Source organism: Micromonospora sp. NPDC003776 (assembly GCF_053605645.1).
Genome location: NZ_JBSGJR010000199.1, coordinates 1 through 10,734 on the forward strand (window position 1 = coordinate 1; position 10,734 = coordinate 10,734).

General features: G+C 73.0%; 13 protein-coding genes. 7 read left to right on the forward strand and 6 right to left on the reverse strand.

From position 1 onward, the window contains the following. Positions 1-113 precede the first annotated feature (113 nt). A complete protein-coding gene (locus ACWEVO_RS17710) occupies positions 114-1,160 on the reverse strand; it encodes a hypothetical protein (protein ID WP_452308613.1) in 1,047 nt (348 codons plus the stop codon). A gap of 151 nt (positions 1,161-1,311) precedes the next feature. Here ACWEVO_RS17710 and ACWEVO_RS17715 point away from each other — a divergent pair, with 151 nt between their 5' ends. Together ACWEVO_RS17715 and ACWEVO_RS17720 are read left to right on the forward strand one after the other, a co-directional pair. Beyond that, entirely contained in the window at positions 1,312-1,953 is a 642-nt protein-coding gene (locus tag ACWEVO_RS17715) for an NAD(P)-dependent oxidoreductase (protein WP_452308614.1), read from the forward strand. Positions 1,954-2,067: 114 nt separating this feature from the next. Continuing rightward, a complete protein-coding gene (locus tag ACWEVO_RS17720; protein WP_452308615.1) occupies positions 2,068-2,484 on the forward strand; it encodes a DoxX family protein in 417 nt (138 codons plus the stop codon). A gap of 32 nt (positions 2,485-2,516) precedes the next feature. Here ACWEVO_RS17720 and ACWEVO_RS17725 read toward each other — a convergent pair whose 3' ends face one another. Beyond that, positions 2,517-2,981, reverse strand: a complete 465-nt coding sequence (locus ACWEVO_RS17725) for a PPOX class F420-dependent oxidoreductase (RefSeq protein ID WP_452308616.1) — start codon at positions 2,979-2,981, stop codon at positions 2,517-2,519. A gap of 37 nt (positions 2,982-3,018) precedes the next feature. After that, positions 3,019-3,660: a DUF6642 family protein gene (locus tag ACWEVO_RS17730; protein WP_452308617.1), complete on the reverse strand. Its 642-nt coding sequence runs from the start codon at positions 3,658-3,660 to the stop codon at positions 3,019-3,021. A gap of 328 nt (positions 3,661-3,988) precedes the next feature. On the opposite strand from ACWEVO_RS17730, the gene ACWEVO_RS17735 reads away from it, so the two are divergent. Then, on the forward strand, positions 3,989-4,765 hold the full coding sequence (locus tag ACWEVO_RS17735; protein ID WP_452308618.1) for a D-Ala-D-Ala carboxypeptidase family metallohydrolase: 777 nt from the start codon (positions 3,989-3,991) through the stop codon (positions 4,763-4,765). Positions 4,766-4,877: 112 nt separating this feature from the next. Here ACWEVO_RS17735 and ACWEVO_RS17740 read toward each other — a convergent pair whose 3' ends face one another. Then, positions 4,878-5,333, reverse strand: a complete 456-nt coding sequence (locus ACWEVO_RS17740; protein WP_452308619.1) for a hypothetical protein — start codon at positions 5,331-5,333, stop codon at positions 4,878-4,880. Positions 5,334-5,778: 445 nt separating this feature from the next. Between ACWEVO_RS17740 and ACWEVO_RS17745 the strand changes: the two genes are divergently transcribed. Continuing rightward, positions 5,779-6,273 (forward strand): hypothetical protein, encoded by a 495-nt coding sequence (locus ACWEVO_RS17745; RefSeq protein WP_452308620.1) that lies wholly within the window; start codon positions 5,779-5,781, stop codon positions 6,271-6,273. Between the two features lie 2 nt (positions 6,274-6,275). Here ACWEVO_RS17745 and ACWEVO_RS17750 read toward each other — a convergent pair whose 3' ends face one another. Continuing rightward, on the reverse strand, positions 6,276-7,289 hold the full coding sequence (locus ACWEVO_RS17750) for a hypothetical protein (RefSeq protein WP_452308621.1): 1,014 nt from the start codon (positions 7,287-7,289) through the stop codon (positions 6,276-6,278). A gap of 36 nt (positions 7,290-7,325) precedes the next feature. Here ACWEVO_RS17750 and ACWEVO_RS17755 point away from each other — a divergent pair, with 36 nt between their 5' ends. The 3 genes from ACWEVO_RS17755 (at position 7,326) to ACWEVO_RS17765 (ending at position 9,797) form a co-directional block, all read left to right on the forward strand. Next, positions 7,326-8,306, forward strand: a complete 981-nt coding sequence (locus ACWEVO_RS17755) for a ParA family protein (protein ID WP_452308622.1) — start codon at positions 7,326-7,328, stop codon at positions 8,304-8,306. Continuing rightward, positions 8,303-8,761, forward strand: a complete 459-nt coding sequence (locus ACWEVO_RS17760) for a Rho termination factor N-terminal domain-containing protein (RefSeq protein WP_452308623.1) — start codon at positions 8,303-8,305, stop codon at positions 8,759-8,761. The genes ACWEVO_RS17755 and ACWEVO_RS17760 overlap by 4 nt, the downstream gene beginning before the upstream one ends. A gap of 496 nt (positions 8,762-9,257) precedes the next feature. Beyond that, positions 9,258-9,797, forward strand: a complete 540-nt coding sequence (locus ACWEVO_RS17765) for a DUF1697 domain-containing protein (RefSeq protein WP_452308624.1) — start codon at positions 9,258-9,260, stop codon at positions 9,795-9,797. Positions 9,798-9,841: 44 nt separating this feature from the next. Here the strand turns inward: ACWEVO_RS17765 and ACWEVO_RS17770 are convergent. Further along, positions 9,842-10,734 (reverse strand): MBL fold metallo-hydrolase (locus ACWEVO_RS17770; protein WP_452308625.1); only part of this gene is annotated, 893 nt, incomplete at its 5' end.

The following is a 10,734-nucleotide window of genomic DNA, read 5'->3' on the forward strand; positions in this document are numbered from 1 at the left end:
CGTCGCCCCCCCCCCGGCGGCGCTCGCTGGTGCGCCAGCTCGTCTCCCCCGGGGTGGTCGACTGACGGGGGGGGGCGGGCGCGCCGCCGGGGTGGCGGCGCGCCCGCGTCCGGTCAGGCCAGCCGCTGCGCGCGGGTCGCGGTCACCGTCGCCGGGCCGCTGGTGGACAGCCCGGAGACGAGGTACGCCCGGTAGGTGCCGTCGGTGAACACGGCCCACAGGTCGGGGGTGCCGTCGGCGTTGATGTCGGCGGCCTCCAGGGTGCCGATCGCGACGCCGGTGTTCCAGTTCGCCGCCACCTGGTACTGGGTGAAGCTCAGCGAGCCGGTGCCGTCGCCGTTGTCGACCATGGTGACCCCGCTCCAGAGGTAGAGGTCGCCGGTGCCGGCGTTACGCAGGAAGACCGCGACGCCGGAGCCGGTCTCGGTGCTGGCGATGCTCCAGTTCTGCCATTCACTCCCGCCGGTGGGGGTGGGGTTGGTCAGCGTGGTGACCCCGTAGTAGAGACCGGGCGCCCCGAAGCTGGGGTGGTAGCCGAGCCGGTAGCCGTTGGTGGCGTCACCCGAGACGCCGAGCAGGTCCGGGATGCCGTTGTCGACGCCATCGGCCTGGAACGCGTTCGCCAACCGCAGTGGGATGTTGCCGTTGGCGTCGATCAGATAGTCCGAGCCGACGTTGAACTGGTTGCCGCTGACGGGGTCGAGCATCGTGCCGTCGCCAGCGCCCTTGATGAGGCTGCCGTTGCCGGCGTAGGACCCGCTCGGGTAGTAGGCGAGGAAGTCCTGCTGAGCCTCGCCGGCGAAGCGGCCAGTGGTGACCTGGGCGCCGTCGAACTCGGTCGGCGACGAGGTGCCGCCGAAGCCGTTGCCGCGCAGGCCGATGTTGGTCGCGGTCTGCACCTGGCCGGTGCCGGCGCCGGTCTTGCGGGACTTCACCCCGATCGCGGACCAGACGCCGGAGGGGAGCCCGGTGCCCGGGCCGCCGACGGCGACCAGGTCGGGGACGCCGTCGCCGTTGAGGTCCTTGTCGACCGGTCCCGCGGTGACGGTCGGCGTGGGCTGCGGCTTTGCCGCCTGGGCCGGCAGGGCCGGGGCGAGCGCGGTCAGCGCGAGCGTGGCCGGGGCCATCCAGGCGAGGAGGCGGTGGATTCGAGCGGTCATGTGTTCCCCCGTGGAAACCGGATCGTCGGATCGACGATCATGCCCACGGGACGGTAGTCGATGTCCGCAACCGCCGCCGACCAGTTTTCGCCGGGTGGCCGTGATCCGCGTAACGGCACCGGCCGGGCGGCGGAATCCCTAGCCTGGGGGCATGGCCAACATCGTCGTGTTCGGTGCCGGCGGCACCGCCGGGTCACGGATCTCGGCCGAGGCGGTGGAGCGGGGGCACCGGGTCACCGCGGCGGTACGCCGCCCGGAGGCGACCAGCTACCTGCCGGCCGGGGTACGCACGGTGACCGGCGACGCCACCTCCGGGCGCAGCGTCCGGGAGCTGGCCGAGGACGCCGACGTGTTCGTGGTGGCGATCGGCGGTGGCGAGCGGGAGCTGTGGCGCGACGCTGCCCGCACGCTGGTGGACACGCTGCGGGAGCTGCCCGATCCGCCCCGGGTGATCCATGTCGGCGGCGGGGCGACGCTGCTCACCCCGAAGGGCACCCCCTACCTGAACGAGCCGGACTTCCCCGAGGAGTACCGGGACTCGGCCGAGGGCCAGGCCGACGCCCTGGCCGTCTACCGTTCCTCCGCCGACGGGGTGACCTGGACGTACGTCTCGCCCCCGCCGCTGGAGTTCCACCCGGGCGAGCGCACCGGCCACTACCGCACCGGCACCGACCACCCGGTGACCGACGCGCAGGGCCGCTCGGTGCTCACCTACGAGGACCTGGCGGTGGCGATCGTCGACGAGATCGAGAATCCGCGGTTCCGCAACGCGCGCTTCACCGCCGCCTACTGAGCATGACGAGCGACGACGCCGGGCAGAGAAATTTTCCCGGGACATGTCGATGACGGCATCGTGGCTTCGACTCAGGGGTGACAGCACATCGCGGAACAACGGAAGGACACGCCGATGTCGATCACCACCGCCACCCCGACGAACATCACCGGTCGCCGAGCCACCGTCGCGCTCTGGGCCCTCCAGGTCGTTATGGCCGCCGCCTTCCTGATGGCGGCCTACACGAAGTTCACCGCCTACCCGGCGGCCGTCGAGGCGTTCGACCGCATCGGCCTGGGCTCCTGGTTCATCTACTTCATCGCGACCGTCGAGCTGGCCGGCGCGATCGGCCTGCTGCTTCCGGCCCTCTGTGGCCTGGCGGCGCTCGGTCTCACCGCGCTGCTGGTCGGCGCGTCGATCACCCAGTTGCTGTTGTTCGACCCGGCCACCGTGATCACGCCGCTGGCGTACCTGATCCCGGTCGTCGTGATCGCCTGGGGCCGGCGCGAGCGCAGCGTACGGCTCATCCGTCGGTTGACGGGCGGGCGCTGACCCGCCACCGGGCGCGGGTCAGCGGGCAGAACCTAGTCGGCCAGCCGGGCGGGGAAGCCGCCGGTGGCGATCGGGCCCCAGCTCTCGATGGTGACCCGGATCAGCGACTTGCCCTGCTTCACCATGGCCTCGCGGTACTCGTCCCAGTCCGGGTGCTCGCCGGAGATGCTGCGGAAGTACTCCACCAGCGGCTCCAACGCCTCGGGCAGGTCGAGCACCTCGGCGGTGCCGTCCACCTGCACCCACGGGCCGTTCCAGTCGTCGGAGAGCACGCAGGCGGAGATCCGGGGGTCGCGCCGGATGTTGGCCACCTTGGCCCGCTCCGGGTAGGTGGAGATCACCAGCCGGCCCTCGGCGTCGACGCCGCAGGAGACCGGCGAGGACTGCGGCCGGCCGTCGGCGCGGGTGGTCATCAGCAGGACCTTGTGCCGGGGTCGGAGGAATTCGGTCAGGGCGTCCCGGTCGACCCGGGTGTTGGTCGCGATGGTGCGTGCCATGTCTCGGTTCTACCAGGCCGCCCGGGCGGCCGTTCGGTCAGCGGGGGCGGTGGGCGACCCGGGACGGCGTGGGCTGCGCCGGCACCCGGGGCCGCACCGCCGGCCGCCAGGCCCGGCCGTTCGCGTAGATCACCCGGAAGCCCAGGTACGACGCCAGGGGCGCCCAGTGCGCGGAGCCCATCCGCAGCTCGGCGGCGTTGTGCCGCTGGCCGTTGGCCAGCACGTCCAGCAGGACGGTCTCGAACGCGGCGGACTCGACCCAGTCGACGTCCCGGGTGAAGCCGCAGATCAGCGCGGCGCCGGTCCGCTCGAGGAAGTCCCGTAGCGCGGCGTCGGAGGCGCGCAGCACCGAGCAGCTGCCGAAGTAGAGCCGGCGTCCCTCGCACCGGCCGGCCATCCGTTCCGCGACGTCGGCCAACTCGACCGAATCCCAGTCGGTGAGGCAGAGCCGGCTCGGCTCGCCGTGCATGGCGAAGAAGCCGACCCGGTAGTCCGCGTACTGCTTGAGCAGCCAGCGGTCGAGGAAGTAGAAGAGCTCGTCGCGGGTGGCGGCGTCCTTGTGGATGAACCGGATCTTGCCCAGCCGTTCCAGCAGTTCCAGCGTGGGCAGGACCGAGCCGCGCTCATTGAGGTCCCGGTGCCACTGACCCTCGACGCAGAAGATGCCCCCACGCGCCAACGCTCACCTCCCCGCCCCGCGGAACCGTGCACGGCCCCGGCGGAGACGTTACCGGGCGCAGCGGGCCTCCCGATATCACCCTCGGTGCCGCCGAACGAACAGTTCTGTCACGACTGCGCGGTTGCGGTAATGCAGCCGCCGGCTGAGCCGGAATGGGCGATTCGAAATTCCCGGCGATTCACAGCTGACGCCAAGGAGCAAGCAATTATGAGGACGATTCTCGTTATTGCCCACGAATCGTCTTCAACGCTGCGAAGGTGGATGGCACAGGACGTCCCGGTCGATGCCCTGGTCACACCTCATTCGATCTCTAATCGGGAGGATCTTCGTGCGCGTCAACACCCTCAAGCGGGCAGCCGTCGCCTTCGCGCTGGCACTGCCCGGGGCCGCGATCGCCACGGTGGTCGCCGCACCGGCGGCCCACGCCGACAGCTGCTACACCTGGCAGCGCACCCTCTCTCAGGGGCGCTCCGGCGACGACGTCCGGCAGTTGCAGATCCGGGTCGCGGGCTGGGCCGCCTACCGGGACATCGTCCGGATCGACGGCCGCTACGGCCCGGAGACCGCCGCCGCGGTCCGGAGATTCCAGGCCGCGTACGGGCTGCGGGCCGACGGTATCGCCGGACCGCAGACCTTCGCCAAGATCTACGACCTGCAGGACAGCGACTGCACCCCGAAGCACTTCAGCTACACCGAGCTCGACAACGGCTGCGGCAAGGGCGGCTGGAGCGGGGGGCCGCTCTCCGCCAGCGCCACCCGGGAGAACGCGGTCCGCACCATGTGGAAGCTGGAGGCGCTGCGGCGCAGCCTCGGCGACAAGCCGCTCTACGTGACCAGCGGCTTCCGCAGCATCGCCTGCAACAAGCAGGTCGGCGGCGCGTCGGACAGCCAGCACCTCTACGGCAACGCGGCCGACCTGATCTCCAAGACCTCGTCGCTCTGCACCGTGGCGCGCAACGCCCGCAACCACGGCTTCAGCGGCATCTACGGCCCCGGCTACCCGAACCACAACACCCACGTCCACGTGGACTCGCGCCGCGAGAACAACAGCGACAAGAGCAGCAACACGACCAGCTGGTCCGCGCCCAACTGCGGAGTCAGCTGAGCCAGGACGCCGTTGGACGGCGGCCCGACGCGGGGGTGGGGGGTCCCCGTGCCGGGCCGCCGTCCCGTAACCCCGGGCGTGACGCGGTCCGGGCGTGCCCCCGGACCGCTCGTCAGCTCGCCCGGGGCCAGCGCGGCCGGGTGGCGGGGGGCGCCACGGGCCGACCGGCACCGCCGGGCCGGAGAGCGGGCCGCACGCCGGGTACGGCCACCCGGCCGGCCGGGCCGCGCGGGGTCTGGGTGGCCGGCACCGGCGGACGGGCCGCCGGGCCGCTCAGCACGAACGGGAAGGGCACGTGCACGAACGGGTTGCCGTGCCGCACCAGCGCGTCGATCTGACGCTCGTTGAGGCCGTGGGCCTCCAGCACCCGCCGTCCCCACCGGTGCAACCGGCAGGGGTACGCGGCGCCGTCGTTGCGGCACTTCGGTCCGGCGGGCCACTCCTCGGCGGCGTGCACCACCACCGCCCGGACCGCGAGCCGGACATCCTCCGGGGTCAGCGGCGCCGGCACCGGCACCTCACCCAGGATCTGATCGATGGGATCCGTCGACTGCTCACCAACTCGCACGGCAGGCCTCCCGCAGCTCGGCAGCGGTGCGGCCGACCCGCCGCACCACATCCTCGACCACTGGTACGGCCCGGCGCGGGCAGCAGTTCAATCCCGCCAGGCGGCCAGCAGGTCCTCCGGTGTCAGAACGGTGAGGCCTTCGAGCGATCCTCCACTGCGCGAGACGGCGACGCGCGGCGCCACCTCGTCCGCCCCGGGCAGCTGGGAGCGGTGTCGCAGGAGTCGCCCGAGGTCGTGGGCATCGAACGGCGCGTGTCGAGCTCGGGATCTTTGCACTCATCGCTGATACAACCAGAAATGGAACTATCAGGGATGAGCGTATTCGCTTCGGCCCTCGTCGGCTCAGGCCAGTCCCGCGTCGTGCACGAGCAGCCGGTGGGCGGCAGGGTCGCCGGGTCAGCCCTAAACTCGCCGGTGATCCGCCCCCTCGGAGATGGGAAGTACCGTGCGTCGCTGGCCCGCCGCCCTGGTTCTGGTCCTGCTGCTCGCCGGCTGCGGCGGCCAGCACCCGACGACCGAGTTCCCGGCCTGGGAGACGCCCTCCCCGACCGCCTCCGCCCCGCTCACGCTGAAGGAGGCGAAGGGGCGGTACCTGTCGATCGTGGCGCCCTACAACACCGCGCTGGAGGAGTTGCAGGAGGCGTTGCGGGCCGGCAAGCCCTGGCGGACCGTCCGGGGGCTGGCCCGTACGGTCGCCACCACCAACGCCGCCCACGCGGAGCAGTTGCGCGCCACCGCCTGGCCGGCGAAGGTGCAGGCGCCGGTCGCGGCGCTGCTCAAGGAGAACGACGTGGCGCTGCGGCACTGGCAGTTGGCCGCCGAGGCGAGCGACGCCCAGGCGTTGATGCGGGAGATCCGCGCCGCCGCGGCGCACGACGGCGGCGCCGAGGCCAACCGGGTACGCAAGAGCCTCGGCCTGCCGGTCTACAAGAAGCCCTGAGGTCAGGGCCGGGGCGCGACGGGATTCGCCGCGCGGGCCGGCTCGGCGACCCGGGCCAGCAGCAGCCCGAGCACGAGCCCCGAGACCAACCCGGCGAGGGTGACCGAGGTGTCGGTGTCGGCGTCGCTGATCGCGATGTTGCCGCCCAGCCGGGTCAGCATCGGGCCGATCGGGAACCACATCTGGAACAGGTCCGCGACGAACAGGACGATCGGCAGACCGACAGCGGACACCACGGCAACGCCCGCGTACCAGGGTGCCGCCGGACGTCCCGCCGGTCGGGCGCCGGCCAGGGCGGCCACCCCGGTGACCAGGAGGACACCACCCGCCCACAGGAAGACGACCGCGTCGTCGGGCGGGGCCAGCCGGATGCCGACGACGGTGGCCGCGCCGGCCAGCGCCAGCGCCAGCGCGGCCGCCAGCCCGGTGCGGGATCCGACCAAGGGCGGGGCGGCGGCCAGCGCGCAGCCGAGCGCCAGCGCGAACCTCAGCAGGCCACCGCCGAGGCCGGCCCAGACCAGTTGCGGCTCGCGGTCGGTGGGCGACTCCACCGCGGCGCCGACGGCCGCCAGGACCGCCGCGACGGTGGCGGCGACCAGCAGCGTACGGCGGGCGGGCGGCCCGTCCGCCGGGGCCGCGCGGAGGCGGTGCAGCAGGAGCACCGCCCCAGCCAGCACCAGGCACCCGGCGGCGGCGAGCGGCGGCACGTACCGCCAGCCCTCGAGGTCGGCCCGGTCGACCGCCAGGTCGACGAGGATCCAGCCGGCGGCGAGCGCGCCGCCCGTGCCCGTGGCGACGCGGCCGCCGCCGAAGGCCAGGAGCAGCCCCAGGGCGACGCCGACCAGCGCGGTGAGGCGTACCTCCCGGGCCCAGTAGGTGTTGTTGCCGGGGAGTACCTCGGACCACGGCCCGGCCGGCTCGGTCAGTGGTTGCAGCACCGCCATGCCGACCGCCCACCAGACGACCGCGGCGACGGCGAGGAGCAGGCCGGTGGCGTACCGCGGGTTCACGCGCATGGACAGGAACGCTACCGTTCCGGCGGGGAGGTTCGGGTGTACGTCGTATCTGTGATCAACTACAAGGGCGGGGTCGGTAAGACCACGATGACCGCCAACCTCGGGGCCGAGTTGGCCAACCGGGGCATGAAGGTGCTGCTGATCGACCTCGATCCGCAGGCCAGTCTGACGTTCAGCTTCTACGAGCCGGACGACTGGCGCGACCGGCTGCGCGACGAGCGCACGGTGAAACGCTGGTACGACGGCCTGCGCGGGGACACTCCGAAGGTGACCCTCGGCGAGTTGGTGGTTACCCCCGGCCCGGCGAACGCCCAGCTCAAGGGCGCGGGTCGGCTGGACCTGATCGCGTCGCACCTGCAGCTGGTCGACATCGACCTGGCGCTGGCCCGGGGCGTCGCCGACGGCGACGAGTACGACGCTGAGCTGTTCCGGGTGCGCGGGTCGCTGGACCAGGGGCTGCACGACCCGGCGCTGGACCCGTACGACCTGGTGCTGATCGACTGTCCGCCGAACTTCAACGTGGTGACCCAGTCGGCGATCATCGCGAGCGACCACCTGCTGATCCCCGCCCGGGCCGACTACCTGTCCACTCTGGGCATCGACTATCTGCACGCGAACGTCCGGGAGCTGGTCGACCGGTACAACGCGGACTCCCGCCGGTTCGCGAAGATCCGCCGCCACCACAAGGTGGCCCCGGGCATCGCGGGCGTGGTGTTCACCATGGTCCAGCTGATGGCGCAGCGCCCGGTCGCCGCCCACCAGGGCTTCCTGGACCAGGTCCGCGCGCTGGGCGTGCCGGTGTTCCCGACCGCGCTGCGGGAGAACGTCACGCTCTTCGCCACGAACACCCCGCGCGGGGTGCCGGTGGTGCTGCGGGACCGGGTCACCGCGCCGGCCGTCCGCGAGGAGCTGCGCCAGATCACCACCGAGTTCCTGGCCGCTCTTCAGCCGGACCCGGCGCCCAGCTCCCCCGCACCCGTCACCGCAGCCGTGGCCGCCGCCGGGGCGGACGCATGACCGACCCGACGCGGGCCGTGCTGGCCCGGGTGGCAGAGTTCCTGGCCGGCCTCTCCGCCGCCGACCTGACCGCCCTGGCCGAGGGACGCGCCCGGCTCGCCGTCCTGCCCGCCGGTAGCTCGTCGCACGGCGCTCCCGCGCCGGCCCGGGCCGCGACGTCACCCGACGGCGTCCCGCCCGCCCCGGCCGGCGACGTCCCGCCCGGCACGCCCGTTGCCGCGCCGGCGCCGTTCGGCGCGGACGTCGAGCGGGCGCACGCCGCGCTCGTCGGCATGGGCCGGCGCGACGAGGGTACGGCGTACCTGTCGTCGTGGACGGCCCGGGAGCTGCGTGCGTTGGCCGCCCGGGCGGGGCTGCGCGGGGTCGCGGGCCTGCGCAAGTCGGAGCTGGTCGAACGGATCGTGGACCGCACCATCGGCTTCCGGCTCGACTCGACCGCGATCCGCCGGCGTTGACCCTGACGGCTGCAGCTCTCGCGGCGTCCGGGAGCAGGGCCCGGGCCAGCGAACGGGCCTCCGTGCGGGTCGGTGGGGGGTCTGGACTCCTGTGGAGCTGATGTCGTGAACGACTCAGAACCTGGCTCAGGCCGGGCCGCGGCGACAGCAGCTTCCACCGGCCGACCATCCGGCCCGGGTCCCAGCCGCTGACGCGACCAGGCCGGACCCGCCGCCCGCCGCGACGAGCCAGAACCGGACCCCTGGCCGCCTGAGTCGTTGCTGATATCAGCTCCAAAGCCCCCGGTGGCTTGAAGTGGCCGAGCAGCCAGCCGGCGTCGGCCGCCCCGTCCACCGGCGGCGGGTCGTGCCGGCACTCTCTCCGGCGCACCCGACCGCCAGCACGCAGGACGCCGTCATCCGGCGCGCCCGGCCATCCCGCGGCCACGCGGGCCAGCACGGCACGGTCCGCGGTCCTAGGCTGGCGGTGCACCACCCGGAGGCGAGGAGGATCGGCATGGCCCGCTACGCCGCCCTGCTGCGGGGCGTCAACGTCGGCTCCACCCGGCTGGCGATGGCCGACCTGCGGCGGATCGTGGCCGACCTCGGCCACGAGGACGTCAAGACCTACCTGCAGAGCGGCAACGTGGTCTTCACCAGCCCGCCGACGAAGGACGACATCCTGGGCCAGGGCATCGAGCGCCGGCTCGCCGACGAACTGGGGCTGCGGGTGCCGGTGCTGGTGCGCAGCGACGCCGAGCTGGCCGCGGTCGCCGACGCCAGCCCGTACGCGGCGAAGCAGGACGACCCCACCCGGACGCTGGTGGCCTTCCTGTCGGCCAGGCCCACCGCGGCGAAGGTCAAGGAGCTGACCGTGCCGGCCGGCGAGAACGTCGAGTACGAGGTCGTCGGGCGGGAGATCCACCTGCACTTCCCCGACGGTGGCTACGGGCGGTCGAAGTTCACCAACGCGTACCTGGAGAAGAAGCTGGGCCTGGTGGCCACGACACGGAACTGGAAGTCGGTGCTGGCGCTGCGCGACCTGGCCGCCGGCTGACCGGAGGGGCCGACCCCCGTCGGCCCGGCCCCTCCGCGGCCTGGTCAGAAGTGGTACGCGGTGTGGTACTCCGGCAGCAGCACCCGCGTGCGCGGCGACACCCGGCGCACGGCGGCGATCAGGTCGTCGAGGCGCTTGCGATCGCTCTCCGCCACGGCCGGCGGGTTGGTCAGCGGGGTCTCGAAGTTGTCCCAGTGCACCGGCACGACGACCTTGGGGTGGTCGAGCGCGGCCATCAGCCGGGGCACGTAGTCGGCGGTCGAGGTGGTCGCGGCGGAGGCCACCATCGCCACGTCGGGGGCCAGCCCGGCGAGGTTGCGCTCGTTGAGGTCGCTCGCCCCCATGAAGAACACCGACGGGCCGCCGGCCACCCGGATCTGGTACGCCAGGGTGTCCCCCTCGGGCAGGTCGGAGACCTTCTCCGGCTTCGGCGGCGGGCTGACCCGCACCCCGGGGAAGGCCAGCGACCAGGCGGCGTTGCGGCTGTGCAGGGAGCTGACCACCTCGACCGTGTAGTCGCCGAAGTCGAGCACCTCGCCGCCCTTGACCGGGGCGAGCTGGCCGGCCGGCAGCCCGTACGCCAGCCCCAGGTGGTAGGCGGTGAGGGTGCCGAAGACCCGGGCGCCGGTGCGGCCGGCGATGTGCGGCACGTCGTTGAAGTGGTCCCAGTGGGTGTGCGTGACCAGGATGTTCTCGGCCCGGTCGACCAGCGGGTCGATGACCCGGGTGTCCACGGTCAGCGGGGTGTCCGGGTCGAACCTGCCCCGGAACAGCCCGGTGTCGTAGCGGCTCAGGTACGGGTCGACCAGCACCGTGCGCTCGCCGATGTCGATCCGCCAGCCGGACGTACCCCACCAGCGGAAGCTGACCGCGCCGGAGCGCCGGGCACCGGCGGCGGCGACCGGCGGGGCGGCCTGGGCCGGGGCGGCCGCCGCAC